The organism is Modestobacter altitudinis (assembly GCF_005930475.1).
Lineage (GTDB): Bacteria > Actinomycetota > Actinomycetes > Mycobacteriales > Geodermatophilaceae > Modestobacter > Modestobacter altitudinis.
Genome location: NZ_SJEW01000003.1, coordinates 107,634 through 134,358 on the forward strand (window position 1 = coordinate 107,634; position 26,725 = coordinate 134,358).

Consider the following 26,725-nt stretch of genomic DNA (forward strand, 5'->3'; position numbering starts at 1 on the left):
CCGAAAACGGTCAGGTTTCGGGCAGTCCGTCAACGGGCGCTTTCGGTCCGGCGCAGTCCCCGACCAGGGCCAAGGTGTCGCCCCAGGCTCGAAGTCCTTCGCCACCAGCCGGGCGAGGATCAGCCGCGATAACTCAGGGATCAGGTCGTCGAGCTCGAGGACGCCACGGCCGGAGCCCCCCTCGTCGTCGTGCCGCCAAGCGCAGTTGCTTGAGGGTCTCCTGGTCGACGATGGGTCAGGGCTTGTCCACGCTGCTACGACCCATCACGCGGTGTAGGTGGGCGGGGTGACCCAGCTGACTAGCCTGAGAGGGTGATCACCCGGAAAGGGCAAGCCACCCGAGAGCACATCGTCGGGGCGGCCGCGACGCTCATCGGCCAGCATGGAGTCGCCGGCACCAGCGCCGATGATGTCCGCAAGACCGCGGGTGTCAGCGGATCACAGCTGATGCACTACTTCGGCAGCAAGCAGGCCCTCGTGAGGGCGGTCATCGCTCGTCAGTCCGAGTCGGAGGCGGTCGTCGATAACCCGATGCTGGGTCCGCTCGACAGCTTCGAGGCGCTGCGGGCGTGGGCCGACGCTGCGGTGGAGAACCTCGCTCACGGCAGCAGTCGCGGCGCCTGCACGTTGGCGATGCTGGCGGGTTCAACGAGTCCTGGCGACGAGCAGACCCGTGATGAGCTCTTCCGCGCCTTCGTACGCGTGCAGTCCCCGCTGCTGGACGGTCTCCGCGCTATGCGCGACCGGGGCGACCTCCGTCCCGGGGCCGATCTCGACGAGCTGTCGATGGCGCTGCTGACGGCCCTCCAGGGGGGCACTCTCCTGGGGCAGACCATGCAGTCGACGGCGCCCATGCGAGCGTCGATGAACGCCGCGCTCCGCTACGTCGAGTCCTTCGCCACCTGACCATCGCCTGACGGTCCGTCCGACCGCCCTGCACCTTCCAGGCCCGCTCTGACAGCTAGCGGCCCGGGTTGTCTCCGTCACCTGGGCCCCGCCGCGTATGCAAGATCGTCGAACCAACTGCGGGCAGTCCCGCTGACCCTTGACGTCGAGCCCAGCAGCATTCCAGCTTTTCTGGGTTAAGTGACCCAATCTGTGTCATGATTGGGTCATCCCGCCCAGAAGGAGCATTCCATGTCGGAGCTTGCAGGAAGAACCGCCCTCGTCACCGGTGCGACCCGCGGGATCGGCTACGAGGTCGCCCGTCGCCTCGTGGAGGCCGGTCAGACCGTCTACCTGGGTGCCCGGGAGCTGCGACGAGGGATCGAGGTAAGCGCTGAGGTCGGCGCGACGCCAGTCCTCCTCGACACCACCGACGGCGCCTCGATCGCCGCGGCGGTGGACCGGTTGCAGAACGAGGTCGGCGCGCTGGACGTCCTGGTGAACAACGCCGGCATCGCCGGGGACCAGCGTCCGCCCGCCGAGGCGACGCCCGACGACCTCCGCCGGGTGTTCGAAACGAACGTGTTCGGCGCCGCCGCGGTGTTGACGGCCTTCACGCCGCTGCTCGAGGCGAGCCGGGCTCCGGTCGTCGTGAACGTCTCCAGCGCCGTCGGCTCCATGACGCTGAACGCGAGCCCGGACGCGCGGTGGTCAATGCTTGCGTACCCCATGTCGAAGGCAGCGCTCAACATGCTGACCATCCAGTACGCGAGGGCCTTCCCCCGCTGGCGCGTCAACTCCGCGTCACCCGGGCCCACCGCGACGGACTTCGTCGCCCACCGCGAGGGCCTGCCGACGGTGGAGCAGCTTCGGGCGGCCGGCGTCGCGGTGAACACCGTGCAGGAGGGCGCGGAGATCATCGTGGGGATGGCGACGGTCGGCCCGAAGGGCCCGACCGGGACCTTCGTCGGCAACGAGGGACCCGTTCCCTGGTGACGTCGAGCGGGCGGTCGTCGTCCTCCGTGCGCTCAGGCTGGTACGAGGTAGTCGCACGTCCTGCCCTGTAGGAAGTAGTCGCCACCGGTCAGCACGTACACCAGCCAGTCGAACGAGCCCCGGGCGGCGGCCCTCGACTCGCGCCCGGTCGACCTCACCGGCGCCGTGCCCGAGCAGCTGGCCCGCCGCGCCCTGCCGGCCCGCTCCACCGGCCCGGTCAACCTCGCCGACTGAGGCCGGACTAAAAGCCGGGGAACACCCGCCGCAGGTCGTCGAGCGTGACGCTGCCGGCGACCTCAGTGCCGGCCGGCCGGCGGGCTCACCGCCGGACCCGTGCACCAGCTGCACCAAGCCCCCTGGAGCGCCGGCGTAGCCGGCTCACCCGTCCGGTAGTGCGCTTGATCGACCGGAGCTTGGCCAAGTGCGGAGTCGACGCCCATGACCCTGCGGTCAGGATGTCGGCGGACCGCAACGTCTGGTTGGGCGTGTGGCGGGCGGCGCGGAGCGTCGACCGCCCGGTTTCAGATATAGAAACAGCACCGACCGATCAACTCCCTGGCCGTGCCGCTACGTACGCCCGTAGGACGGGCACGAGAGGGTCAACGGGGAAACTGACGGCGAGTCCTAGAGGCGCTCTGACCTGCAGATACTGCGGGGAGAACACGCAATTGGAGTGCGTCGGAGCGATCTTCGAAACCGCTTCCGTCGGGCACCGAACGCAGGCGAGTCGCTGACGCGGAAGACGCTCGACCGGGTTCGTCCGTTGCGCGCGAACTGCGGCTCGAGCCGAGGCGCTGAGCGATACCGGCGCCCACATGGCGCCCACAAGACGCCCACAGAAGGGTCGTTAACGCTCGTTCGCGATCATGTACTTCCCACGGTGAATTCGCTGGTCAATGCCCATATTGATCAGCGAACGCGCAGCTCAGGGCAGTGCGTCGTCCGAGCTTTTAATCCGCGGGTTGTGGGTTCGATCCCCACGGGGCCCACCGTGCTGACCAGCAGCTCCTCGCTGCGCGGGGGGCTGGCTGGGGTGGCGCCCACAGGCTGACCTCCACGTCGGCCGCTCTCGGGCTCGGCCGACCGACCGGTGGCTGCCGCTACCGGCTGCTCTCAGGAGGCCGGGTCGTACCTGATCTCACAGACCTCCTGCGCGCGTCGGCAGCCCAGGGTTCGGCGAGATCATGGCCGAGGTCGGCCTGCTCATCGGCTTCGGCGTCCTGATCGGCGCGCTGCTGCACTCGATGGGCACGTTCAACGACCTGGTAGAGCTCCTGGCGCGCAAGGTCGGGCGCCGCCTGCCCTACGCGATGGCCGGCACGCTCTCCACGATCTTCCCGTCCATCTACGTCGACGTGCAGGTCGTCCTGGCGGCGCCGATGGCCAAGGAGTCGGCGCCGGGCGTCGACCGCCGGCACGGCCTGCCCTGGCTCGCCGGCGCCATGGCCATCGGCATCTTCGCCGGGTACGTCTTCGTCGTCCCCGGCCTCGCCGCGGTGGCCATCGCCGGGCTCATGGAGGTGCCGCTGGGGACCTACCTGCTGTACGGACTGCCGATCGGGCTGACGACCGCGCTGATCACGACGTTCCTCTTCCGCCGGCTGCTGGGGTGGGGCTACTGGAACGAGCGGACCGACCTCGACCCCGATGTCGTCGTCGACGAGGAGGGCCGTCCGCACGACGAGACGGAGGACGTGCCGCGGGCCGAGCGCGCCGCCCGGTTGCCGCTGTGGGTGCGCCTGCTGCCGATCCTGGTGCCGCTGGTGCTCATCGCCACCGGGGCCATCGCCGGCCTGGCGGACCTCTCCAACCCGGTGATCACCTTCCTCGGCGACGCCAACATCGCCCTCTTCGTGGGGCTGCTGATCGCCTTCGGCATGGTCCGGCCGTCGCTGGGCGCGGACGGGGTCGGCACGGTCCTCACCGCCGGCTTCCACACCACCGGCGAGATCCTGCTCGTCACGGGCGTCGGCGGGTCCCTCGGCGCCGTCATCGCCGAGAGCGGCATGGACGAGACGCTCGTCGACCTCTTCGCCGCCGACGAGAACGCGCCGGTGATCATCAGCATCCTGCTCGCCTAGTTCATCGCCGCGGTGCTGCACTTCGCGATCGGGTCGGTGTCGGTCGGGGCGATCACCGCCGCGGGCATCATCTCGCCCATCGTCGGCTCGCTCAGCGTCGACCCCGTCGTCATCGCGCTGGCCATCGCCTCGGGCGCGATGTTCGCGCTGCACGTCAACAGCAACTTCTTCTGGATGTTCAGCACCCTGCTCGACCTCTCCACCAAGGGCAGCCTGAAGACCCTGACGACGGCGACCTCGCTCGGGGCCGTCGTCTCCCTGCCGCTGGTGCTGGTGGCCAGCCTGGTGGCCGCGGCCGTCTGACCCCGGTCGGAGTGGCCCCGCTCTGCGCCCGCCCGACACTCCGCGGCGGACCGCCGTCCCGGGGTCACCGACCGCGGTCTCGCGGAAAACCGGGCCCGGACCTGCGCAGATGTCGACAAGGGTGCCGTCAGGAGGCCGGTCATCGACCGGTGGCGGGGCCGGCGCAACGATTCGGTGACGGGGCTCCGGACGACGTGTCCGGAAGGGCGGTCGGGACCCTGCTGCGTCCTACGTTTTCGACACGTCCGCGGCACTTCCCCAGTCGCGACGGACCGTCCGAGGAGTCCCGCCGTGAACACGCTTGCAGACGTGGCGCACCGCCCGTCGTCGTCCCACCCGCACCTGCTGCTGCCCGCCGACGAGCTGAGCCTCGCGGCGCTGCTCGAGATGTTCGGGACCGAGGAGCCCGCCCTGCCCCCGGTGCGGCCCTCGTTCCGGGCCTCCGGTGCCCGGCTGCTCATGTGGTGGCGGGACTCGTCGCGGCGGGCAGCCCGCTGGGGCGCCGTCCCGGGCCCGGCCGGCACGTTCGGCAACCGTCCCGTCCGCAGCGCCGTGCCGGCGGTGCGGTGATGATCATCTGGCCGGTGGTCGCTGTCGTGGGTTTCGTCGTGCTGGCCGCGATCGTCATCGCGCTCGCCACGCACTCGACCGCCCAGTACGAGTTCGAGCGCAACCAGGTGCAGGCGCAGCGGCAGCGGGCCGCCGTCCCCGCCGTGGTCGGCGCGGGCGCCGCCTCCGGTGGCGCCGCGGGGCCGGTGGATACGGAGCGGCCGGCCACCACGGCGACCGAGGAAGCGCAGGCGGTGGCGGTCAGCGTGGCCGCGCACCCGGCCGGGAAGCGGGTCGCCGGACAGGGCACCCCGCCGGCGTGGTGGCTGGTCGACGACCCGGACGACGGGTCGGGCGAGCGGGTCGTCGCAGGTCCCTTCCGCGACCGGATCGAGGCGGACTGGGCAGCGCTCTCCGGTGGCCTGGCCGAGTCCGGCCGGGCGGTGCACGGTGTGCTGCACTCCGACGGCCGGGTGGTCCGTCGGCAGTCGGAGGAGGAGCGGGCGTGGCTGAGTGACCTCGGCGACCAGCTCGACCGGCTGCCGGCCGAGTGGGACGGGCCGCTGTCCGACGAGGACGAGCTCGTGACGCTGGTCGTGGAGGTGGCCGGGGGACTGGTCGAGGCCGGTCTGGCGCTGCACGACTGCTCGGGCGACGAGCCGGCCGGCGGGGTGTGCCTGACCCCCGAGCCCGGTCGCCCCGGTGTCCTGGTCAGCTGGCACCAGCACGCCCGGATGGCCAACGACCAGGTGCACGGCGCCCCGGTGCACGCCGGGCTGCAGCGCACGATGAACGCCGCGATCGGCGGGTGCCTGCGTCAGCTGGGCTTCGAGGTCGAGCCCTACGGCGAGTCCGGCTGCTGGCTGGTCACCCTCGACTGAGGCACGGCCGGGCCCCCACGGGGAGTGGGGGCCCGGCGGGTCAGCGACTGCCGCTCACCCGCGCGGTGAGCTCCTCGAGCTGCCGCTTGAGAGCAGCGAACTCCTGGACGTCGAGGTCCAGCGCGCCGATCATCATCGACGACACGCCGCACGCGGGCTGCTCCAGCGCCCGGCCGGCATCGGTGAGCCGCACCCGCACCCGGCGCTCGTCGGCCGCGCTCCGCTCCCGGGTGACCAGGCCGGCCGCGTCGAGCCGCTTGAGCAGCGGGGAGGTCGTCCCGGAGTCCAGGTCGAGACGGTCGCTGATCTCACGGACGCTCTGGTCGTCGCGCTCCCAGAGCGTCATCAGCACCAGGAACTGCGGATAGGTCAGGCCCAGCTGGTCCAGCATCGGCCGATATCGGGCCGTCACCGCTCGCGAGGCGCTGTACAGCGCGAAGCAGAGCTGGTCGTCGAGCTCGACGCTGGGTGCAGTGGTGGTCACAACAAGACAATAGGACGCAACCTTCTTGACGACCCGGCGCGCACGGCTGCGGAGCATGCCCACCGCGAGGGCCAACAGTGCGTCGGGTGGCGGATCCCCACCTGAGCCGAGGGCTCAGCCGGCGTCGGCCCAGGACCGCACGACCGAGACGTCGAGCGGGAAGTCGACCGGGAAGCCGCCGAACAGCAGCCGTCCGGCCTCGGCCGCAGAGCGCCGGACCTCTGCGGAGACCGCGTCGGCCAGGGCGGCGGGGGTGTGCACCAGCACCTCGTCGTGCAGGAAGAACACCAGGTGCGGCCGGTCGCTGACGGTGTCGCCGTCGCCGAGGCGCCAGAGCCGGTTGCGGAGGTCGGCCAGCCAGCACAGTGCCCACTCCGCCCCCGTGCCCTGGACGACGAAGTTCCGGGTGAAGCGTCCCCACGCCCGGCGGTGCCGGTCCCGGTCCTCCCGAGATCCGCCCTCGTCGGCCGGTTCGCCGAGCTCGACGGCCTGCTCGGCCCACTCCCCGGTCGGCAGCGGGGAGCCGCGGCCCAGCAGGGTGTGCACCACCTCGCCTCGCTCGCCCGCGCGGGCGGCCTCCTCGACCAGGCCGATCGCCCGTGGGTACCGGCGGGTCAGCCGCGGCATCATCCGCCCGCTCTCCCCGCGGGTGCCGCCGTACATGGCCCCCAGCATGCCGACCTTGGCCTCGGCCCGGGTCGCCACCGCACCGCTGGCCACCATCCCCTGGTACAGGTCCGACGCCCGAGCCGCCTCGGCCATCGCGGTGTCCGCGCTCATCCCGGCGAGCACCCGTGGCTCGAGCTGCGCGACGTCGGCGACGACGAACCGCCAGCCCTCGTCGGCGATGGCCGCGGGCCGGATCTGCAGCGGCACCGAGAGCGCACCGCCGCCGTTGGACGCCCACCGGCCGGTGACCACCCCGCCGGGCAGGAACCAGGACCGGAACCGGCCGTCGCGCACCCAGGTGTCCAGCCAGTTCCACCCGTTGGCGGCGAGCAGCCGGCCCAGCTTCTTGTACTCGAGCAGCGGCGCGATGCCGGGGTGCTCCAGCTGCTCGAGCGTCCAGGACCGGGTGTCGGACACCGGCAGTCCGGCGTCCTGCAGCGCGCGCAGCAGCCCGGGAGGTGAGTCCGGGTTGAGCTCGGGCGCCCGGAAGGCGGCGCGGATCTCCGGCAGCAGCCGCTCCAGCGCGGCCGGGCGGTGGCCGTTGACCGGTCGCGGCCCGAGCAGCTCGGCCAGCAGCCGGTCGTGGACGTCGGCGCGCCACGGCAGCCCGGCGTGTGTCATCTCGGCGGCGACCAGCGCCCCGGAGGACTCGGCGGCCAGCAGCAGGCCCAGCCGCCCGCGGTGCGGGGACGCCGCCACCGCCGCCAGCTGCCGCTCGTGCTCGGCGAGCGGGTCCAGCCGGTCCGCGGGGTCCTCCAGCGCGAAGAGTGCCGGGTCGGACGGCACCACCGGCTCGAGTGCTGCCCACCCGGAGGCGTCGGCGCTGTGCACGAGCGACCGGTCGACGAACGGGGACCGGCGCAGCACGGCGGAGCTCAACCGCAGGTCGGTGCAGCGCTCCACCCGGACGCCGGCGTCCAGCAGCTCCGGGTACCACCGGGTGGTGTCGTCCCAGACCCAGCGCACCGGGGCGGACTCCCGGGCCCGGACGAAGCCGGCCAGCTCGGCGCGGGGCACCTGCGTGACCGTGACGACGACGCCGTCCTCGTCGAGCTCGTGCGCCCGCACCGTGCCCTCGCCGGAGCGCACGAGGACGACGCGGTTCACCCCGTCAGTGTCGCCGAGGGGTCCGACAGGGCGGTCAGCTGCTGAAGCGCCGCACGGTCGTGTAGTGCCGGGAGTGCTCGTCGAAGCGTGACAGCAGTGCCCGGGCCGCCGGCGGGACGACGGAGGTGCCCGGATCGCCGCCGGTGAAGGCCGCCACCGCGTCGAGGTCGGTGAAGGTCATCGCGGTCAGCACCTCGCCGCCCTCGGCCGGGTCCAGCTCCCGCGGGTGCCGGCGCAGCACGGTCAGGTCGTGCAGGCCCGGGACGCCCCGCGCCATGATCGCGGGCGCGATCTGGCCGGTCAGCAGGTCCTCGTAGGCCACGGACAGGTCGGGGTCGGTGAAGCCCCTCCACAGTCGCAGGATCATGGTCGCCTCCGTTGCCGTTGATGACAGCAGCCTGCGCTTCCGACAGTATGCTGTCAACCATGAGCGCTTCGGACCTCGACGCCTACCGGTTGCTGATCGCCGACGTCTACGAGCTGGCCGGGGAGTCGCGGCGCACCAGCGAGGTCCTGGCCCGGGAGGTCGGCCAGTCCGCCGCCCGCTGGCACGTCCTCAGCGTGGTGTCCGACGGCCCGCGGACCGTGGCGAGCGCCTCCCGCCGTCTCGGGCTGGCGCGGCAGAGCGTGCAGCGCGTGGTCGACGACCTGGTGGCCGCGGGGCAGGCCGAGCTGCGCCCCAACCCCGACCACGTCCGTGCGCCCCTCGTGATCCTCACCGCCGCGGGTGCGTCGACCCTCGACCGGCTGGTGCGCCGGTCCGACGCCGACCGGGCGGCGCTGCTGGCACGCGCGGCGGTGAGCCCGGCCGACCTCGACCAGGCCCGGGGCGTGCTCCGCCGGCTGCTGGCCGCGCTGCACGAGCCGGCCGCCGGCTGAGGTATGAGACGGACCCGTCCAGGGAAGGGGAGGCGGGCGTCGAACAGCACGGCGCCGCACCGCGACCCAGGAGCTGTGATGTCCCGCTCGATCGCCGACCAGACCGTCTCCGAGCTCGGTGGCCCCGGCAGCGTGTTCGTCCGTCAGCGCAACGACCACATGGAGCTCGACCGGTTGCTGCAGGAGCTCGACGGCAGCACCGGTACCGCGCAGGAGCGCGTGCTGCGCACGATCGATCGGTTGGTCTTCAGCCACGCCTTCGCCGAGGAGACCGTGCTGTGGCCGGTCATCCGCCGCGTGCTGCCGGACGGCGAGGCGCTCACGCTGCAGGTGGAGGAGGAGCACCAGGAGGTGAACGAGCTCGTCGCCGAGCTCGAGACCCTGGACCACGACGACCCCCGCCGTCCCGAGCGGCTGGCCCGGCTGGTCACGGTGCTCAAGGAGGACGTGCGGGACGAGGAGGACGTGATGTTCCCGCGGCTGCAGGAGGCGCTGGACGCCAAGGCGCTGCGTCGGCTCGGCCTGCAGTGGGAGGTGGCCCGCCGCGTCTCGCCGACCCGGGCGCACCCGACGGTCTCCCGCCGTCCGCCGGGCAACGCGGTCTCCGGCCTGCCGCTGAGCCTGCTCGACCGTTCCCGCGACCTCGTCGACGCCGGCGTCCAGCACGGACCCGAACGGCTCGCGCCGGCCGGTCAGGCGGTCAGCCGGGGGCTGGCCGCGGTCGCCGGTTGGGTCGAGCGGGTCCCGCTGTCCCGTCGCGGGGACCAGCCCCCGACCAGCCGCTGACCCGGCGCTGACCCCGCTCGGGGGTCAGCGCGCCCGTTCGGGCACCGGGGCGATCCGCCACCCCGCTGCCCCGGTGGCCACGATCGCGACGGCGACCACCAGGAAGACCCAGGCCGGGACGCCGTCCCAGTCGAGGGTGTCGGGGTACCGGGCGACCGCGACCAGCGTGAGCACACCGAAGACGGTGTAGGCGATGGCCGAGGTGCGCAGCCGGGCCAGGTCACCGGCGAGGGCGGCGAGCGCCGTCGCCACCCCGAAGGCGATCAGCCAGGCGGCGACCACCCGGGCGGTGAGCGGGGTCAGCGGCCAGGGCCACAGCGTCGGCGCGGTGGACGGCGCGGTCACCAGCGCCACACCGCTGACGAGGAGCACCGCCGACTCGACGGCCAGCGCCGTCCGCAGCACGACCGGCACCGGGTGCCCGGGGCGCGGGTCCCGACCCGGCGCCCGTTCCTGCAGGGCCACCGAGACTGCCATCGCCACCGGGATCAGGACGTAGACGATCAACCAGAACCAGGCGGCCGTCCGGGCGATCCAGGGCAGCGAGGCGAACTCCGGCTGCAGGTGGAACCGGTCCAGGTGCACCAGGGTGGCGATCAGCGTGATCACGGTGAACGCCAGGATGGTCAGCACCGGGAGCCGGCTGTGCGCCCAGACGGGGTCGCGCAGCGAGAGAGCCACCAGCAGGAACCCCGCCGCGTAGCCGGCGCCCATCAGCGCGGCGGTCAGCGGCGGCTGGATCGTCCAGGCGAAGAACTCGTCGGTGGCCGAGGACAGCACGAACAGGGCGATCGTGGCCATCGCGGTCAGCACGCAGAAGACGGCGAGGAGCGCGCGCATGACTGGCTGCAGCGTGCGCACCGGCTCGTCCTGCTGGCGGGTGGTCGGCGTCCGGGGGGACGCGGAGATGCGGTCCACGGGGTCTCCCGTGCGGTCGTCCCCCGTGCACGGTCTCGGACCCTCCCATGGAACCACCGGGGTCGCGCGGCTGTCACCGCCTTTGCGCACGGTCCCTGCGCCGAGGCCGGACCCTGGGCCCGCACCCTGTGCCCTCGACCGGTGCCCGTGGTCTGATCGCAGCGACACGGGCCGGCACCGCCGCCGGCTCCGACCACGAGGGAGTCGCATGTCCGGCAGCTCAGGTGAGGTCCTGCTCGAGGTGACCGACGGCGTCGCCGTCGTCACCCTCAACGCACCCCAGCGGCGCAACGCGCTGACCCCGGCGATGGCCGGCGAGCTGATCGCCACCTTCGACGAGGTCGACGCCCGGGACGACGTCGGCGCCTTGGTGGTCCGGGCCGAAGGCAGGTCCTTCTGCGCCGGCGGTGACGTGCAGACGCTGACCGACGCCGGCAGGGACCCGGCCGCGCCGGAGGCCTACGCCGGGATGGGCGCGATCTACGACTCGTTCTACCGGCTCGGTCAGGTCAAGGCCCCCACGATCGCGGCGGTCCGCGGCTCCGCGGTCGGCGCGGGGATGAACATGCTGCTCGCCGCCGACCTGCGGGTCGTCGCCCGCGACGCCCGGCTGATCTGCGGCTTCCTCAAGCGCGGCATCCACCCCGGCGGTGGCCACTTCGTCCTGCTGTCGCGGCTCGTCGGCCGGGAGGCCGCGGCGGCGATGGCGCTGTTCGGCGAGGAGGTCGACGGCGAGACGGCCGTCCGGCTGGGGCTGGCCTGGGAGACCGACGACGACGACGCCGTCGACGGCCGCGCCCTGGAGCTGGCGACCCGGGTGGCCAAGGACCCGGCGCTGGCCCGCCTCACCGTCGCCAACTTCCGCAAGGAGACCGGGCCGCCCGGGGTCAGCTGGGAGATCGCCACCCAGTTCGAGCGTCCCGCGCAGATGTGGTCGATGCGGCGGCCGACCCCGGACTGACGACAGCCGCGGGAGCATCGCAGCGAGGAGCGGACCGGGTAACGGAGTCGGTCCACCTGGCACCGACGCACGACGGGCCCGGCTCCCGCGGGGGCCGGGCCCGTCGTCGGGCGACCGGGATCAGGTCGTCTGCTTGTCCTTGGGCGTGTCCCGGGCGTCGAGCTGGATCTCCTTCTCGGCGCGCGGCACACCCTCCTTCAGCTCCTTCGTCCGCTCGATCTCGGCGTTCAGCTCGATGCCGAACAGCAGGGCGAGGTTGATCAACCAGAACCAGATCAGGAAGATCACCACACCGGCGAGCGCCCCGTAGGTCTTGTTGTAGCTGCCGAAGTTGCCGACGTAGAAGGCGAACAGCGCCGAGGCGACGACGGCCACCAGGATCGCGACGATGGCCCCGGGGCTGATGAACGAGAAGCCGCGCAGGCGCACGTTCGGGGTGGAGTAGTAGAGGACGGCGATCATCAGCGCCAGCAGCACCAGGATGACCGGCCACTTGGCCCAGCTCCAGATGGTGAGCACCGTGTCGCCCAGGCCGATGGACTGACCGATGGCGTCGACCACCGGACCGCTGAGCACCAGCATCGCCAGGATGAGGGCGGCGAACAAGATGCCGATCAGCGTGATGAGCAGCTGCAGCGGCTTGAGCTTCCAGACCTTGCGGCCCTCGGGCGTCTCGTAGACGACGTTGGCAGCGCGGGTGAAGGCGCCGACGTAGCCGGACGCGGACCAGATGGCGGCGGCGACACCGATGATCAAGCCGAGACTCGCGGACTTCGAGCTCCCGGCGATCTGCTCGATGACCGGGTTGAGCGTGTCGGCGGCCTGCGCCGGCACGACGGCGGTGATCGCCTCGGTGAGCTGCTGCGGGTTGGTGAGCAGACCGACGATCGACAGCAGCGCCGTGAGGGCGGGGAACAGTGCCAGTACGCCGTAGTAGGTGAGCGAGGCCGCCCAGTCGGTGAGGCCGTCCTCGCTGAACTCCTTGAGGGTCCGCTTGATCGTGCCGCCCGTGGTGGGCTTCGGGTCGGCGCCGGTCGGGGCGAAGTCCGCACGCTCTCGGCTGATGTTGTCGTCACCTGGGGCGGTGTCCTGCGCGGTGCCACCGCGCCCGCTCTCGCGGGCGTCGGGTGCGCTTGCTCCGGCCATGCGGGGCCTCCGGTGGTTCTGGCGCGGACAGGTCGTCGGAGGGGTGCCCCGGGCCGGCCGTCTCCACGCCTCCACTCGGTGGCAGATGCGTAACGGTCCGTGCCGCACAGCCGGAGGCGACGATCGTCACACACTGTTCACCGAATGAGTCGCTCCGTACGCGATTGACTGGCTCTCGGACCGGGAATTGACAGCTCGACGAGAGCCGCCGACTTCCCCCGGTGGACCCCGAGATCGACTTGGAGCACTTGATGGTGATGTGGCCCACGCTGGCTCTGCTCGGTTTCCTCGTGCTGACCGCTCTGGTGATCGCGATGGGCACGCAGTCCACGGCGCGGTACGAGGCGGAGAAGCGGGCGGCCTCCGCCCCCCGGGCCCGGAGCACCGCCGTCGAGGCGGCCCGCGCGACGGCGACGGCGACCGCAGTCCTCTAGCCCTGCCGGCCCTGTAGCGGGCCCGCGAACTGCCGAACGACGGCGGCCCTCCTCGGAGGGCCGCCGTCGTCGTCTCTGCGCTAGAACCAGTCGCTGCGCATGTCGCGGACCGTTCCGTCCAGCGATGCCAGCAGCGCCAGTTGCGGTCCGACCTTGGGCAGCTCCCAGCGCTGGAAGTACCGGGCGGCCTGGCGCTTGCCGTCGTAGAAGTCGCCGTCCCGCCCCTCGGTGGCCAGGGCCTGCTCCAGCCACAACCAGCCGACGACCACGTGCCCGGCTGCCTCGAGGTACACCGCCGCGTTGGCCAGCGCCACCTCCGGGTCGCCGTCGGCCCACAGCGTCGCGGTCACCGCTCCGAGCCGCTGCACCAGGTCGTCGAGGGTCTCGCCGAGGTCGGCCCACTGCGTCCCGGCGGCCCGCTGCGTGGTGGCGCCGATCGCCTCGCCGAGAGCGACCAGGCCGGCGCCGCCGTTCATCACGACCTTGCGGCCGAGCAGGTCCAGCGCCTGGATGCCGTGGGTGCCCTCGTGGATCGGGTTGAGCCGGTTGTCCCGGTAGAACTGCTCGACTGGGTAGTCGCGGGTGTACCCGTAGCCGCCGTGTACCTGGATGGCCAGGTCGTTGGCGGCCAGGCACCACTGCGAGGGCCAGCTCTTGGCGATCGGGGTCAGCGTCTCGAGCAGCAGGTGCGCCCGCGCCCGCTCCTCCTCGGTCTCGGCCGTCCGCTCCTCGTCGACCAGCCGGGCGCAGTACAGCCCCAGGGCGAGACCGCCCTCCACGTAGGACTTCGCGGCCAGCAGCATCCGCCGGACGTCGGCGTGCTCGACGATCGGCACCGGCGGGGCGGCGGGGTCCTTGCCGGCGAGTGCCCGGCCCTGCGTGCGGGTGCGGGCGTAGTCGACGGCGTGCAGGTAGCCGGTGTAGCCCAGCCCGGTGGCGCCCATCCCGACACCGATCCGCGCCTCGTTCATCATGTGGAACATGTAGGTGAGCCCGCGGTGCAGCTCGCCGACCAGGAAGCCGACCGCGCCGGGCTGCCCGCCCGGGGTGTGCACCCCCTCGCCGAAGTTCAGCAGGGTGTTGGTGGTCCCGCGGTAGCCCATCTTGTGGTTGAGCCCGGCGAGGACGACGTCGTTGCGCTCCCCGAGGGTGCCGTCGTCCTTCACCAGGAACTTCGGGACGACGAACAGCGAGATGCCCTTCACCCCCGCCGGTCCACCGGGCACCTTGGCCAGCACCAGGTGGACGATGTTCTCGGTCAGCTCGTGGTCGCCGCCGGAGATCCACATCTTGTTGCCGGTCAGCCGGTAGCTGCCGTCGTCCTGGGGCACGGCGCGAGTGGTGATGTCGGCGAGCGACGAGCCGGCCTGCGGCTCGGACAGCGCCATCGTGCCGAACCAGCGCCCCTCGGCCATCGGCGGCACGTAGGTCTGCACCTGCTCCGGCGTCCCGTGCGCGACCAGCAGGTTCGCGTTGGCCATGGTGAGGAACGGATAAGCCGACGTCCCGATGTTGGCGGCCTGGAACCACACGTGGACGGCCTGGTTGACCGCCGCCGGGAGCTGCAGCCCGCCGAGCTCCTCGGGCAGCGGCGCGGCGTTCATGCCGGCGTCGGCGAACACCTTCAGCGCCGCGGCGACCTCGGGGACCAGCTGCACCTTGCCGTCGACGAGGTGCGGCTCGTTCTCGTCGGCCTTGCGGTTGTGCGGCGCGAAGTGCTCGGTGGCGATCTGCTCGGCCAGCTCGAGGACGGCGTCGAACGTCTCCCGGGAGTGCTCGGCGTAGCGCGGCCGCTTGGTCAGCGTCTCGACGTCGAGCCACTCGTGCAGCAGGAACTCGAGGTCGCGGGGGGACAGGATCAACGACGGCACAGCGACTCCCGGTACGACGACGATGTCGGGCGGACGAGCAGCCCGCCTTGCCAGGTTAGAAGGGTGGTGGGTCGTCCGCTGCTGGCGGCGGCTCTGCTGCTCCGGGTGGTGGCCGCATGCCCGGTGCTCGCATGCCTGGTGGTCGCATGCCCGGTGGTCGGGTGGTCCTGGTGATGCCGGAGGGGGTGGTGACCTGGAGGACGCCGTCGGGGTTCATGGTGAACCGCCAGCCGGGGGCGAAGGTCTTGAGCCGGTGGTGGGAGCGGCACAGGCAGCAGAGGTTGGTGCAGTCGGTCGCGCCGCCGCAGGCGGCGCTGGTGACGTGGTCGAGGTCGGTCCAGCCGACGCGTTGCCCGCAGTTGGGGAACCGGCACCGCCGGTCCCGGGTGGTGGTGAACGCGCGTTGCCGGGCGGTGGGTTCATAGGCGCCGGTGGTTGGTGGCGGCCCGGTGACCGGGCAGTCACACGAACTCTCGGAGTGCTGGGGGCAGCCGCGGCGGGCCAGCCGGGTGAGCTCAGCCGGAGTGAGGGTGGCCAGCAGCTGCCCGTCCGGCCCGGTGATCGCAAACGTCAGCGTCCCGCCGTCGGGAGCGGTGAGCCCCAACGCACCGACCCGGGCCAGCAGCTCCCCGACGTGGGCGGCGGTGATCGGCAACCCGTTCACCTCACCCGGCGTGCTGCCCGTCCCGCCCAGGCCGTCCAGCCCGGCGGTCACCGTCACATTCGCCGCCACCCCGGGGAGCCCGTGGTCGGCGGAGCGGCGGATCAACAACGACAGCACATGCGCCCGTAGCGCCCCGATCCGGCGCGGGTCGCCGTCTGCTTTGAGCATCTTCGCGAGCTGGTCGACGACGTCGTAGCACTCGACCGCCTCATCGGTGGGCAGCTCGGCAGCGACCGTGGACCGGCCGGCGGTGGCCGAGGGGTAGAGGTGCACGTCGGCGGTCTTCTCCGCCTCCTCGCGGCGCAGGTCGGCGGCCTCGGCGTCCAGCTCGACCATCAGTTCGGTGGCCCAGTCGCGGAGCTTGTACACCGACAGATCGCTCGCCTCGGGCAGAAGTGCGTCCTCGACCTGCCCGGCGACGGCGGTGTTGGTGTGCTGCAGCACCTCGGCGAGTGCCCGGGCGCGGGGTTCATCCAGCTCCCCGGCCTGGAGCGCGGCGAAGGTGGCGGGGAGCTTCTTCTGCCAGGTCAGTGCGTGGTCGAGCTTCTTCGAGGCGGTGGTGCGGCCGAGGTTGAGCACCGTGGCCAGCTCGGCGCAGAAGAACTCGCTGATCCCGTCCCCGGGATCACCGCCGGACCAGCCGGGATGGCGGGCGCCGGGGGTGCCGGGCTGCGGGTCGGCGCTGGCGGGGCGGGCGCCGGCCAGTGCCAGGATCAGCTGCGCCTCCTCGGCGGCGTCCCGGGCCCGCCGCCGCTGCACCTCCTGCAACCGGGCAGCCACCCGCTCCGGCGACACCGCGAACGGATCAAGCTCGGCATGCCCGCTCCCCACCCAGAACACGTCGACCCGCGCACCGAGCGACCCGGGCACGTCAGGCCCGGGCAGCTCCGCGGTCGTCGTCATGCACCGAACATACGGACGGGGTACGACAGTTCCGGGCCTCAACGGGGCAGTCGAGAAGCCGGTTCCTCCGCGACGACGTCGCACGTGGCAGCGGGCTGTCCCGGTGGGCCGGTTCGGTCCGTTCGGGCTTCAGCCCACCGGTCGTCCACGAGAGCCGCGGCCGCGTGCGGGTTCGCGCTGTGACGACCTCGGGTACCCGGCGGCCATGCCCCTACCGAAGATCGTCACCCGCGCTGCCGGGCTGGCCGGCGGAGCCGGAGGCAAGGCCCTCCAGCAGCTCCAGCACCTGCGGCTGCCCGGCTTCGGCCAGTCGTCGGTGACCGACGACCCCCGCACCGCGGCCCGCCGTTGGCGCGCCGTCAGCGTGCTGACCGACCCCGAGCAGCTGCGGACGGCGATCCCCGTCCCGCTCGCTGCGTTCGGCGATCGGCTCGACGTGCGGGTCACCCCGGCTCCCGGTGACCGGGGGGCCGAGCTGGCCGCCCGCTTCCGCGGTCCGGTGACCGAGGATGAGATCGGTGACCTGCGTGCCGCGCTGCGGGAGTCCAAGGCGCTGGTCGAGGTGGGCGAGGTGCTGCGCGTCGATCCGCAGCCGCACGGTCACCGCAAGGCCACCCCGCAGGGCGCCGCGATCGAGGGCATGGCCGAGCGAGCTCCCAGGGAGGGTGTGCTGTGAGAGCGGCGACCTGGACCGGCGTCAACGAGGTGTCCGTCGAGACGGTCCCCGACCCGACGCTGCTCAACGACCACGACATCATCGTCAAGGTCCGCAAGACCACCAGTTGCGGCTCCGACCTGCACCTGCTCGGTGGCTACATCCCCTTCATGCGCGCCGGGGACGTGCTCGGACACGAGTTCATGGGCGACGTCGTCGAGGTCGGCAGAGCGGTCCGCGAGCGGAAGGTCGGCGACCGGGTGGTCGTCAACTCCTTCATCGCCTGCGGCACCTGCTGGTACTGCAAGCAGGAGCTGTACTCCCTCTGCGACAACGGCAACCCCAACCCGGGCATCACCGAGGGGCTGTGGGGCCAGAGCCCCGGCGGTTGCTTCGGCTACTCGCACGCCCTCGGCGGCTTCGCCGGCAGCCACGCGGAGTACATCCGGGTGCCCTACGGCGACGTCGGCGCGTTCGTCGTCCCCGAGGAGGTCAGCGACCTGCGGGCGCTGTTCGCCTCCGACGCGGTGTCCACCGGGTGGATGGGCGCGGAGCTCGCCGGGACCAAGCCCGGTGACACGGTCGCCGTGTGGGGCGCCGGCGGGGTCGGGCAGATGGCCGCCCGTGCGGCGATGCTGCTGGGGGCGGAGCGGGTCCTGGTCATCGACCGGCTGCCCGAGCGGCTGGCCCAGGTGCGCGAGCACGTCGGTGCCGAGGTCATCGACTACTCCACGACCGACGTGATGGCCGAGCTCCGCGAGCTCACCGGTGGTCGCGGCCCCGACGTCTGCATCGAGGCCGTCGGCATGGAGGCCCACAGCCCGGGCGTGCACGGCACGTACGACCAGGTCAAGCAGCAGTTGCGACTGCAGACCGACCGGCCCTCCGCCGTCCGGGAGGCCATCATGGCCTGCCGCAAGGGCGGCAGCCTGTTCGTGCTCGGCGTCTTCGCCGCGGCCGTGGACAAGTTCCCGATCGGCGCCATGATGAACAAGGGCCTGACCGTGCGCGGTGCCCAGGTGCACGGGCAGCGCTTCACGCCGCGGATCCTCGAGCACATGGCCCGCGGCGAGCTGACCACCGAGCACCTGGCCACCCATGTGATGCCGCTGGAGCAGGCGCCCAGGGGCTACCAGATGTTCAAGGACAAGGAGGACGGCTGCGTCCGCGCCGTCTTCGAGCCGTGACCTGCTGACATCGGTTGATCATGGGCGTCCGGCTCGTTGACACGCCGCGCACTGGCGCGTCGGGCGACCAGACGGCCATGATCAACACCGGATGAGCCCTACGAGAACGCAGAAGGCCCCCTCCCGGTGGAAGGGGGCCTTCTGTCAGGTGACGTCAGTCGTGGTGACGGGCGCTGTCGGGCAGATGGTCGGCGGGCACGCTGTCAAGGCCGGTCGGCTGGTGCGCGCCCGCCTCGTGGCGGCCGCTCCCGGTCGACGGGGGGACGACGGCCGTGGCACCGTGCCGCGGGCTGGGCGTGTCGCTGCCCGCCTGCTCGTCGGTCCGGTCGGCGCCGTCCACGGGCGGCTCGACCGACGTCGGGGCGGCGGCACCGGCTGCGTTCTCCGCGGCCAGCGCCGGGCTGTCGGCGCCGCCCTCGGCCGGGCCACCGGACTGGGCGGCCTGGATGCCGGACTGGGTGCGCAGGGCCAGCTGCGGCAGGAAGATCAGCACGAAGAAGCCGATCGCCACGATGCAGGCCGCGATGAGGAAGACCAGGTCCAGCGTGTCGGCGAAGCCCGACTTGAAGGGGGCGGCCAGGGCCTGGTCGATCGTCTGCACGAACGACGTGTCGCCGAGGTCGCTGCCGGCACCGGAGAGCTGCTGCAACTGGTCGGGGTGCGCCGCAGCGGCCTGCTGGAACGCCGGGTCGCCCTGGGCGCTGGTGTAGGCGTCGGAGATCCGGCCCGGGAGCGCGCTGAACAGCACCGACAGGAAGACCGCCGTCCCGAGCGTGCCGCCCATCTGCCGGAAGAACGTCACCGACGAGGTGGCCACCCCGATCTCGCGCGGGCTGACCGCGTTCTGCACCGCGAGGATGACCGGCTGGAAGTTGAAGCCGAGCCCCAGGCCCATGAGCAGCATGAAGGGGACCAGCGTCCACACGGAGGTGTCCGCGCCGACGATGAAGGACAGCGAGACCATCGCGGCGACGATGAAGACCGTGCCGACCAGCGGGAAGGCCTTGTACTTGCCGGTCCTGGCGACCGTCTGCCCGGCGATGATCGAGCCGGACATGATGCCCAGCACCAGCGGGATCATCTGCAGGCCGGCCTCGGTGGGGCTGGAGCCGTGCACGATCTGCAGGTACTGCGGCAGCAGCAGGATGCCGCCGAACATGCCGGCACCCAGCACGATGCTGGAGAGGCTGCTGACCGCGAAGGTGCGGTTCTTGAACATCCGCAGCGGCAGCAGGGCGTCGTCCTTGTACACCCGCTCGGCCAGCACGAAGAGCACGAACCCGACCGCGGCGAGGGCGTAGCAGACCAGCGCGCCGGTGGAGCTCCAGCCCCAGGTGCGGCCCTGCTCGGCGACGATCAGCAGCGGCACCAGGAAGGTGATCAGGGCCAGGGCGCCGGGGAAGTCGATCCGGTGCTCACGCTTGGTGTGCGGCAGGTGCAGCACCTTGAAGACGACGGCGAAGGCCAGGATGCCCAGCGGAACGTTGACGTAGAAGATCCAGCGCCAGCCGGTGATCCCGAGGATCGAGTCCTGGCCGGAGAGGAACCCGCCGATGACCGGGCCGAGCACGCTGGAGGTGCCGAAGACGGCCATGAAGTAGCCCTGGTACTTCGAGCGCTCCCGGGGCGGGACGATGTCGGCGATGATCGCCAGCGCCAGCGACATCAGGCCACCGGCGCCGATGCCCTGGATCGCCCGGAAGGCGGCCAGCTGGTACATCGAGTCGGCCAGCCCGCAGAGCATGGAACCGACGACGAAGACGGCGATGGCGAAGAGGTAGAACCCCCGCCGGCCGTACATGTCGCTCAACTTCCCGTACAGCGGGGTGGCGATCGTCGAGGTGATCAGGAACGCCGTCGTCGCCCAGGCCTGCAGGTCGTAGCCCTGGAGGTCGTCGGCGACGGTGCGGATGGCGGTGGAGACCACCGTCTGGTCCAGCGCCGCCAGGAACATGCCGAGCAGCAGGCCCGCCAGGATCGTCATGATCTGCTTGTGGGTGAATCCGCCGGCTGAGTCCGGGGCGGCCGCGGCCGCCCGGGCCTCGGCCCGGGCGGTGCGGTCCGTGGTCTGCGTCATCGGTCCTTCTCGGGAGGGTTCACGGCGCCGCCGGCGGCGGTGCCCAGGGTGGGGAGGAGGTCGTTCAGGTCCCGCACGAAGCGGTGCAGCTGACGGGTGAAGGTGCCGAGCTCGTCCGCCGTCCAGTCGGCCGTGACGCGGCTGAGCACGCTGTCGCGCTCCTGCCGCATCTTCTCGACCTCGGCCTCGCCGGCGGGGGTGACGACCAGGCGGCTGGCGCGGCCGTCCTGCTCGTCGGCCACCCGGCGGACGAGCCCGCGGTCGACCAGCAGCGTGACGTGCCGGCTCACCGTGGAGGGGTCGGCGTGCACCAGCTCGGCGAGGGAGCCCTGCCGGAGCGGGCCGAGCCGGGTCAGCGGGAACAGCAGCACGTGGGCCGCGCGCTCGCGCGCCTCGGGACCCGAACCGTTGGTCGCCTGGGCCTTGAACGCGTGCATCACCCGGACCAGCAGGACGAGCTGGTCGGACAGGGACGTCTGCTCGGCATCGGCTGCGGACCCGGCAGCGGGGAGGACGTCGGTCACGGGGGCTCCGGAGGTCAGCGATGGGCGCCACACTGCGCCGGAGGAACAGGTGCACCATACAACCCGTTGTGCGGTACATGCAATCAGTTGCACGGCGCACTGAGTGTGAGTCGCGCAACTGGCTCGCCGGGGATGGGACCCTGGGAGCAGGACCCCTGGAAGGAACCGCGAGCACCCCGTGACCACCCCGCACGACGACCTCCGGTCGCGGCTGTCCGCGCTGACCCTCACCGACGAGCACCGGCTCGGGCGGCGACTCGACGGCACCCGGCGCACCACGGACCCCGCCGCCCGCGCCCGGCAACAGGAACGGATCGCCGAGGACGTCGCCGTCGCCGAGGAGCGGATCGCCCGCCGTCGCGCCGCCGTCCCGGTCGTCAGCTACCCCGAGGAGCTTCCGGTCAGCCAACGCCGCGAGGACATCGCCGCGGCGCTGCGCGACTCCCAGGTCGTCGTCGTGGCCGGCGAGACCGGCTCGGGCAAGACCACCCAGCTGCCGAAGATCCTGCTGGAGCTCGGCCGCGGCGTCCGCGGCCGGATCGGGCACACCCAGCCGCGGCGGATCGCGGCCCGCACCGTGGCCGAGCGGATCGCGGAGGAGGTCGGCTCGCCGCTGGGCGACGTCGTCGGCTGGAAGGTGCGGTTCACCGACGAGGTGGGCGACCGGACGCTGGTCAAGCTGATGACCGACGGCGTCCTGCTCGCCGAGGTCCAGCGCGACCGGATGCTCCGCCAGTACGACACGATCATCATCGACGAGGCCCACGAGCGGAGCCTCAACATCGACTTCCTGCTGGGCTACCTCGCCCGGCTGCTGCCCCGCCGTCCGGACCTGAAGCTGGTCATCACCTCGGCGACCATCGACGTCGACCGGATCGCCAAGCACTTCTCGATGGACGGCGCGCAGGTCCCGGTCGTCGAGGTCAGCGGGCGCACCTATCCCGTCGAGGTCCGGTACCGGCCGGTCATCGACCCCGACGACCCGGACGCCGACGAGGACCGCGACCAGGTCAGCGCGATCGTCGACGCCTGCGCGGAACTGGTGGCCGAGGGCCCCGGGGACGTGCTGGTGTTCCTCGCCGGGGAGCGGGAGATCCGGGACACCGCGGACGCGCTGGACGAGCGCGGCTTCCCGCACACCGAGGTCCTGCCGCTCTACTCGCGGCTGTCGGCCGCCGAGCAGCACAAGGTCTTCGCCGCGCACACCGGCCGGCGGATCGTGCTGGCCACCAACGTCGCCGAGACCTCGCTGACCGTGCCCGGCATCAAGTACGTCGTCGACCCGGGCACCGCGCGCATCTCCCGGTACAGCCATCGCACCAAGGTGCAGCGGCTGCCGATCGAGCCGATCAGCCAGGCCTCGGCCCGGCAGCGCTCCGGCCGGTGCGGTCGCACCAGCGAGGGCATCGCGATCCGGCTGTACGCCGAGGACGACTTCGACGCCCGGCCGGAGTACACCGACCCGGAGATCCTGCGCACCAACCTCGCGTCGGTGTTGCTGCAGATGGCGGCGATGGAGCTCGGCGACATCGCCGACTTCCCGTTCATCGACCCGCCGGACCGCCGGGCGGTCGCCGACGGCCTCGCCCTGCTCGAGGAGCTCGGGGCCCTCGACGAGCACGGGAAGCTGACCGGGACCGGCCGCTCCCTCGCCGCGCTGCCGCTGGACCCGCGGATCGCCCGGATGGTCGTCGAGGCCGACCGGCGCGGTGTGCTCGAGGAGGTGCTGGTCATCGCCGCCGGGCTCACCGTGCAGGACGTGCGCGAGCGGCCGGCCGAGCACCAGCAGGCCGCCGACGAGCTGCACAAGCGCTTCGCCGACGAGAACTCCGACTTCCTGGGCCTGCTCAACCTCTGGCGGTACCTGGTCGAGCAGCAGGACGCGCTGAGCGGCAACCAGTTCCGGCGCACCGTCAAGCGCGAGTTCCTCCACTACCTGCGCATCCGCGAGTGGCAGGACCTGCACGGCCAGCTGCGCAGCACCGCCCGCCGGCTGGGCATGACCACCGGCGCGCTGGCGACCGAGCCGGACGAGAAGGGCGTGACGGCGTCCCTGCTGGCCGGGCTGCTGTCCCAGATCGGCACCCAGGCAGAGCCCGCGAAGGGCGACCGTCGTCCCACCCGGGAGTACGTCGGCACCCGCAACACCCGCTTCGTGATCGCGCCGGGCACCCCGCTGGCCAAGAAGCCGCCGCGCTGGGTGGTGGCCGCCGAGCTGGTCGAGACCAGCCGGCTGTTCGCCCGGATGGTGGCGCGGATCGACCCCGAGGTCGTCGAGCGGCTGGCCGACCACCTGGTCAAGCGGCAGTACAGCGAGCCGCGGTGGGATGCCAAGCGCGGCTCGGTCGTCGCCACCGAGCGGGTCACCCTCTACGGCCTGCCGCTCGTCGTGGGCCGGCGGGTGCAGTACGGCTCGATCGACCCGGTGGTCTCCCGCGAGCTGTTCGTCCGGCACGCGCTGGTGCAGGGCGAGTGGAGCACCCACCACTCCTTCTGGGCCGACAACGCCCGGGCGATCGAGCGGGTCGCCGAGCTCGAGGAGCGGGCTCGGCGCCGGGACATCGCGGTGGACGACGAGACGCTGTTCGAGCTCTACGACGCCCGCGTCCCCGCTGACGTCGTCTCCACCCGGCACTTCGACCGCTGGTGGAAGCAGGCCCGCCGGGAGACCCCGGACCTGCTCACCTTCACCCCGGAGATGCTCACCAACGCCGCGGCGGCGGGGCAGGTCCGTGAGGCCGACTACCCGGACGAGGTGCGGCTGACCCAGGGCCTGACCCTGCCGCTGTCGTATGCGTTCAACCCGGGCGCGGTCGAGGACGGCGTGACCGTCGACGTGCCGCTGGGCGTGCTGGACACCGTCGCCGAGCGCACGTCGGGGGAGTCGCTGGCGTTCACCGTGCCCGGTCAGCGCGCCGAGCTGGTCACCGAGCTGCTGCGCTCGCTGCCCAAGCAGCTGCGCCGCGGGCTGGTGCCCATCCCGGACCGGGTGCGCGAGGTGCTGCCGCACATCGACCCCACCGAGCCGCTGCTGCCGGCGCTCGAGCGCGAGCTGCGCCGGGCCACCGCCGTCACCATCCCGCCGGACGCGTGGCAGCCGGCCGCGGTGCCGGCACACCTGCGCGCCACCTACCGGGTGCTCGACGACCAGCGTCGGCCGCTCGCCCAGGGCAAGGACCTGACCGCGCTGCGCGCACAGGTGGCGCCGCAGGCGCGGGCCAGCCTCGCCCGGGCGGCCTCGACGTACGAGCGCACCGGCCAGACCGCCTGGACCTTCGGCGACCTGCCCGCCACCGTGGAGGTGCAGCGCGGCGGTCACGTGGTGACCGCGTTCCCGGCACTGGTCGACGAGGGCGCGACGGTCGGCGTCCGCGTCGTCCCGACCGAGGCCGAGGCGAGCCGGCTGGCGTGGCGTGGAGCCCGCCGGCTGCTCGTGCTGACCGCCGGCTCGCCGGTCAAGCAGGTGGTCAAGGGGCTCTCCCCGCGCACCCGGCTCGCCCTGCAGTTCAACCCGGACGGCGAGATCCCCGACCTCGTCGCCGACTGCGTGGACGCCGCCGCCGACGAGCTCGTCGCGGCCGCCGGTGGGCCGCCGCGCACCCAGGCCGCGTTCGAGGCGCTGGTGACCACCGCCCGGGCCGAGCTGCCGGCGCTCACCGCGGACGCCGTGCGCCGGGTCGAGGCGGTGCTCACGCAGGCCCGCGAGGTGGCGGTCGCGATCGGGGCCGCGCCGGGACGGCGGGTGCCGGACGCCGCGATCGCCGACCTGCGCCGGCAGATGACCGGCCTGCTGCACCGCGGTTTCGTGGCCGACGCCGGGCGCCGGCGGCTGCCGGACCTGGTCCGCTACCTCACCGCGATGGCGTACCGGCTGGAGAAGCTGCCGGCCAACGCTGCGCGCGACGCCCTCTGGACGGCGCAGGTCGAGGCGGTGACCGCCGAGTACGAGCAGCTGCGGGCCCGCACCCCGGCGACCGGTGCGCCCGACGACCCGGTGGCCCGGGTGCGCTGGATGGTCGAGGAGCTGCGGGTCGGCCTGTTCGCCCAGACCGTGGGCACGCCCCGGCCGATCTCGGAGCAGCGCGTCTACAAGGCGATCGACCAGCTGTCGGCCTGAGCGTCGCCGAAGGCGCGCTCTCGGCGAGGGCGTTTGCCCGGTCGCCCGTGCGGGGACGGTCGGGTGGACAGCGACCGTCAGACGAAGGAGTCGTCGCGATGAGCGAGAACACCAACATGACCCAGGCCGGCGACGGCCTCTCCGACGAGGAGATGGTCGAGGTCGTCGCCGGGCAGACCGACAGCGCCTCGGAGAACGCCGACGAGGCCGGCAAGGACTGGAACGGCGAGGGCGCGAAGACGCCGGAGCCGTCCGCAGCCACCGACCCGCAGGCCTGACCGTTCAGCGTCGCGGCGCCGTCCGCACCCCGGCTGGGGTGTCCTGGAGCACCTCGTCCAGGGCGCCGTCCGGGTCGAGGACGGCGTCGCTCGACGCGCCCCAGCCGGCCAGCCCCATCGGCACCAGCAGGACCAGCAGCAGCACCAGCGGCCAGCCCCAGGCACCCGTCGCGTCGTGCAGGGCACCGAGCACGACCGGTCCGGCCGCGGCGACCAGGTAGCCCACGCACTGGGCCACGCCGCCGAGCCGGGCGGCCACCAGCGGGGTGGCGCTGCGCAGCACGATCAGGGTGAGGGCCAGCGCGAAACCGCTGCCCTGGGCGAGCCCGAACAGCGCCACCCAGACGACGGTGCCCGAGCCCGGGGTAACCAGCAGCCCGGTCAGCCCGCCGACGTAGGCGACCAGGACGGCGACGACGAGGACTCGCTGGGTGCGCATCCGACCGGCCACCGCGGGCGCGAGCAGGGCGCCGCCCGCACCGACCACGTTGGAGGCGGCCAGCAGCAGCCCGCCCTCGCCCACCGGCACGCCGGCGTCGGCCAGCAGCGTCGGCAGCCAGGCGGCCACCGAGTAGAACTGCATGCTCTGCAGCCCGAGGAAGGCCGTGACCTGCCGGGCCAGCGGACGCCGCGGCAGCGACCACGAACCGGCGTCGTCCGGCGTGGTCCGGGTGCCGCGCACCCCGGCCACCGGCACCCACAGCACCACCGCGACCAGCGCCAGGACCAGCCAGGACGCCAGCGCCACCCGCCAGCCCGAGCCCAGCGCCAGCCCGATCGGCACGGTGAGCCCTGCGGCCGCCGCGGCACCGATGTTCAGCGACGCGGAGTAGGCGCCCATCACCGCGCCCGGCCGGTCGAACTCGCGCTTGACGTAGGCGGGCATCAGCACGTTCGCGATGGCGATGGCCGCCCCGGCGACGAGGCTGCCGCCGTAGAGCAGCCACACCGGGTCGAGCAGCCGCAGCGCGATCCCGGCGACCAGCAGCAGCAACGACGCCGCCACCGCCGTCTCCAGCCCGATCCGGCGGGCCAGCCGGGGGGCCACCGGGGCGAAGGCGCCGAAGCAGAGCACCGGCAGGGTGGTGAGCAGGCCGGCCAGCGCGCTGGACAGCCCGGTGTCGGCCCGCAGGTCGGTGAGCACCGGCGCGACGCCCACCACCGCGGGTCGCTGGTTCAGCGCGACGACCACGATCGCGACGACCAGCAGCACCAGCCCACCCCGGGTACGGCGCTGCTGCTGGGGCTCGCGCCGGGCCTGCGGGGCGTCGGGGGCAGCAGGGTCCGTCTGCACCCGAGCAGCAGATCACACGCCGCGGGAGGGGCTCCTGCTGTGTGCGGGGTCACACCTCTGACAGAGTGAGCAGGTC

The 26,725-nt window shown here is 72.7% G+C and carries 22 protein-coding genes and 1 pseudogene; 13 read left to right on the plus strand and 10 right to left on the minus strand.

Features of this window, described 5'->3' with window-relative positions:
* Positions 1-312: 312 nt before the first annotated feature.
* The 5 genes and pseudogenes from FHL79_RS02235 (at position 313) to FHL79_RS02255 (ending at position 5,695) form a co-directional block, all read left to right on the plus strand.
* The gene (locus FHL79_RS02235) at positions 313-906 is read left to right on the plus strand and encodes a TetR/AcrR family transcriptional regulator (RefSeq protein WP_138756994.1); all 594 of its coding nucleotides are present in this window, start codon (positions 313-315) and stop codon (positions 904-906) included.
* Between the two features lie 231 nt (positions 907-1,137).
* Positions 1,138-1,881 carry an SDR family NAD(P)-dependent oxidoreductase gene (locus tag FHL79_RS02240; RefSeq protein WP_138756995.1) on the plus strand — a complete coding sequence of 248 codons (744 nt, stop codon included), beginning with the start codon at positions 1,138-1,140 and terminating at the stop codon, positions 1,879-1,881.
* A gap of 1,178 nt (positions 1,882-3,059) precedes the next feature.
* Positions 3,060-4,265, plus strand: a pseudogene (locus tag FHL79_RS02245) (GntP family permease); the annotation flags it as partial.
* A gap of 291 nt (positions 4,266-4,556) precedes the next feature.
* On the plus strand, positions 4,557-4,835 hold the full coding sequence (locus FHL79_RS02250; protein WP_138756996.1) for a hypothetical protein: 279 nt from the start codon (positions 4,557-4,559) through the stop codon (positions 4,833-4,835).
* Positions 4,836-4,849: 14 nt separating this feature from the next.
* Positions 4,850-5,695: a hypothetical protein gene (locus tag FHL79_RS02255; RefSeq protein WP_246080249.1), complete on the plus strand. Its 846-nt coding sequence runs from the start codon at positions 4,850-4,852 to the stop codon at positions 5,693-5,695.
* A gap of 40 nt (positions 5,696-5,735) precedes the next feature.
* On the opposite strand, the gene FHL79_RS02260 is transcribed toward FHL79_RS02255, so the two are convergent.
* The 3 genes from FHL79_RS02260 to FHL79_RS02270 all read right to left on the minus strand — a co-directional run bounded on the left by FHL79_RS02260 (position 5,736) and on the right by FHL79_RS02270 (position 8,322).
* Complete coding sequence (locus tag FHL79_RS02260) at positions 5,736-6,179, minus strand: MarR family winged helix-turn-helix transcriptional regulator (protein ID WP_246080251.1); 444 nt, start codon at positions 6,177-6,179, stop codon at positions 5,736-5,738.
* Positions 6,180-6,293: 114 nt separating this feature from the next.
* Positions 6,294-7,955: a bifunctional 3'-5' exonuclease/DNA polymerase gene (locus tag FHL79_RS02265; protein ID WP_138756999.1), complete on the minus strand. Its 1,662-nt coding sequence runs from the start codon at positions 7,953-7,955 to the stop codon at positions 6,294-6,296.
* A gap of 34 nt (positions 7,956-7,989) precedes the next feature.
* Positions 7,990-8,322 (minus strand): antibiotic biosynthesis monooxygenase, encoded by a 333-nt coding sequence (locus FHL79_RS02270; protein WP_138757000.1) that lies wholly within the window; start codon positions 8,320-8,322, stop codon positions 7,990-7,992.
* Between the two features lie 59 nt (positions 8,323-8,381).
* Here FHL79_RS02270 and FHL79_RS02275 point away from each other — a divergent pair, with 59 nt between their 5' ends.
* A complete protein-coding gene (locus FHL79_RS02275; protein WP_138757001.1) occupies positions 8,382-8,834 on the plus strand; it encodes a MarR family winged helix-turn-helix transcriptional regulator in 453 nt (150 codons plus the stop codon).
* Between the two features lie 78 nt (positions 8,835-8,912).
* Entirely contained in the window at positions 8,913-9,620 is a 708-nt protein-coding gene (locus FHL79_RS02280; RefSeq protein WP_138757002.1) for a hemerythrin domain-containing protein, read from the plus strand.
* Positions 9,621-9,644: 24 nt separating this feature from the next.
* Here FHL79_RS02280 and FHL79_RS02285 read toward each other — a convergent pair whose 3' ends face one another.
* On the minus strand, positions 9,645-10,538 hold the full coding sequence (locus tag FHL79_RS02285; protein WP_138757003.1) for a hypothetical protein: 894 nt from the start codon (positions 10,536-10,538) through the stop codon (positions 9,645-9,647).
* 208 nt (positions 10,539-10,746) lie between these two features.
* Here FHL79_RS02285 and FHL79_RS02290 point away from each other — a divergent pair, with 208 nt between their 5' ends.
* Positions 10,747-11,499 carry an enoyl-CoA hydratase/isomerase family protein gene (locus FHL79_RS02290; protein WP_138757004.1) on the plus strand — a complete coding sequence of 251 codons (753 nt, stop codon included), beginning with the start codon at positions 10,747-10,749 and terminating at the stop codon, positions 11,497-11,499.
* Positions 11,500-11,619: 120 nt separating this feature from the next.
* Here FHL79_RS02290 and FHL79_RS02295 read toward each other — a convergent pair whose 3' ends face one another.
* Positions 11,620-12,645, minus strand: a complete 1,026-nt coding sequence (locus FHL79_RS02295) for a YihY/virulence factor BrkB family protein (protein ID WP_138757005.1) — start codon at positions 12,643-12,645, stop codon at positions 11,620-11,622.
* A gap of 221 nt (positions 12,646-12,866) precedes the next feature.
* Between FHL79_RS02295 and FHL79_RS02300 the strand changes: the two genes are divergently transcribed.
* Positions 12,867-13,079 carry a hypothetical protein gene (locus FHL79_RS02300; protein WP_246080253.1) on the plus strand — a complete coding sequence of 71 codons (213 nt, stop codon included), beginning with the start codon at positions 12,867-12,869 and terminating at the stop codon, positions 13,077-13,079.
* An 80-nt stretch (positions 13,080-13,159) separates the two neighbouring features.
* Here FHL79_RS02300 and FHL79_RS02305 read toward each other — a convergent pair whose 3' ends face one another.
* Together FHL79_RS02305 and FHL79_RS02310 are read right to left on the minus strand one after the other, a co-directional pair.
* Positions 13,160-14,950 carry an acyl-CoA dehydrogenase gene (locus FHL79_RS02305; protein ID WP_138757006.1) on the minus strand — a complete coding sequence of 597 codons (1,791 nt, stop codon included), beginning with the start codon at positions 14,948-14,950 and terminating at the stop codon, positions 13,160-13,162.
* Between the two features lie 55 nt (positions 14,951-15,005).
* Positions 15,006-16,517, minus strand: coding sequence for an HNH endonuclease signature motif containing protein (locus tag FHL79_RS02310; protein WP_138757007.1), 1,512 nt, complete (start codon positions 16,515-16,517; stop codon positions 15,006-15,008).
* Between the two features lie 205 nt (positions 16,518-16,722).
* Between FHL79_RS02310 and FHL79_RS02315 the strand changes: the two genes are divergently transcribed.
* Together FHL79_RS02315 and FHL79_RS02320 are read left to right on the plus strand one after the other, a co-directional pair.
* Complete coding sequence (locus FHL79_RS02315) at positions 16,723-17,193, plus strand: hypothetical protein (protein ID WP_138757008.1); 471 nt, start codon at positions 16,723-16,725, stop codon at positions 17,191-17,193.
* Positions 17,190-18,359 (plus strand): zinc-dependent alcohol dehydrogenase, encoded by a 1,170-nt coding sequence (locus FHL79_RS02320; protein ID WP_138757009.1) that lies wholly within the window; start codon positions 17,190-17,192, stop codon positions 18,357-18,359. Before FHL79_RS02315 ends, FHL79_RS02320 begins: the two co-directional genes overlap by 4 nt.
* A 154-nt stretch (positions 18,360-18,513) precedes the next feature.
* Here the strand turns inward: FHL79_RS02320 and FHL79_RS02325 are convergent, their stop codons facing one another.
* Positions 18,514-20,436 (minus strand): MDR family MFS transporter, encoded by a 1,923-nt coding sequence (locus FHL79_RS02325; protein WP_138757010.1) that lies wholly within the window; start codon positions 20,434-20,436, stop codon positions 18,514-18,516.
* On the minus strand, positions 20,433-20,960 hold the full coding sequence (locus FHL79_RS02330; protein ID WP_138757011.1) for a MarR family winged helix-turn-helix transcriptional regulator: 528 nt from the start codon (positions 20,958-20,960) through the stop codon (positions 20,433-20,435). The genes FHL79_RS02325 and FHL79_RS02330 overlap by 4 nt, the downstream gene beginning before the upstream one ends.
* Before the next feature lie 178 nt (positions 20,961-21,138).
* On the opposite strand from FHL79_RS02330, the gene hrpA reads away from it, so the two are divergent.
* The gene (gene hrpA, locus FHL79_RS02335) at positions 21,139-25,077 is read left to right on the plus strand and encodes an ATP-dependent RNA helicase HrpA (RefSeq protein ID WP_138757012.1); all 3,939 of its coding nucleotides are present in this window, start codon (positions 21,139-21,141) and stop codon (positions 25,075-25,077) included.
* Between the two features lie 98 nt (positions 25,078-25,175).
* Positions 25,176-25,355, plus strand: a complete 180-nt coding sequence (locus FHL79_RS02340) for a hypothetical protein (protein WP_138757013.1) — start codon at positions 25,176-25,178, stop codon at positions 25,353-25,355.
* Positions 25,356-25,359: 4 nt separating this feature from the next.
* On the opposite strand, the gene FHL79_RS02345 is transcribed toward FHL79_RS02340, so the two are convergent.
* Entirely contained in the window at positions 25,360-26,649 is a 1,290-nt protein-coding gene (locus FHL79_RS02345) for a CynX/NimT family MFS transporter (protein ID WP_218938292.1), read from the minus strand.
* Between the last annotated feature and the right edge of the window lie 76 nt (positions 26,650-26,725).

Excerpts from the sequence above, each read along its gene's own strand:
- FHL79_RS02325 (WP_138757010.1), bottom strand. The coding sequence starts at position 20,436 with ATGACGCAGACCACGGACCGCACCGCCCGGGCCGAGGCCCGGGCGGCC.
- FHL79_RS02315 (WP_138757008.1), top strand. The coding sequence starts at position 16,723 with ATGCCCCTACCGAAGATCGTCACCCGCGCTGCCGGGCTGGCCGGCGGA.
- FHL79_RS02270 (WP_138757000.1), bottom strand. The coding sequence starts at position 8,322 with ATGATCCTGCGACTGTGGAGGGGCTTCACCGACCCCGACCTGTCCGTG.
- FHL79_RS02275 (WP_138757001.1), top strand. The coding sequence starts at position 8,382 with ATGAGCGCTTCGGACCTCGACGCCTACCGGTTGCTGATCGCCGACGTC.
- FHL79_RS02310 (WP_138757007.1), bottom strand. The coding sequence starts at position 16,517 with ATGACGACGACCGCGGAGCTGCCCGGGCCTGACGTGCCCGGGTCGCTC.
- FHL79_RS02340 (WP_138757013.1), top strand. The coding sequence starts at position 25,176 with ATGAGCGAGAACACCAACATGACCCAGGCCGGCGACGGCCTCTCCGAC.
- FHL79_RS02240 (WP_138756995.1), top strand. The coding sequence starts at position 1,138 with ATGTCGGAGCTTGCAGGAAGAACCGCCCTCGTCACCGGTGCGACCCGC.
- FHL79_RS02290 (WP_138757004.1), top strand. The coding sequence starts at position 10,747 with ATGTCCGGCAGCTCAGGTGAGGTCCTGCTCGAGGTGACCGACGGCGTC.
- FHL79_RS02295 (WP_138757005.1), bottom strand. The coding sequence starts at position 12,645 with ATGGCCGGAGCAAGCGCACCCGACGCCCGCGAGAGCGGGCGCGGTGGC.
- FHL79_RS02280 (WP_138757002.1), top strand. The coding sequence starts at position 8,913 with ATGTCCCGCTCGATCGCCGACCAGACCGTCTCCGAGCTCGGTGGCCCC.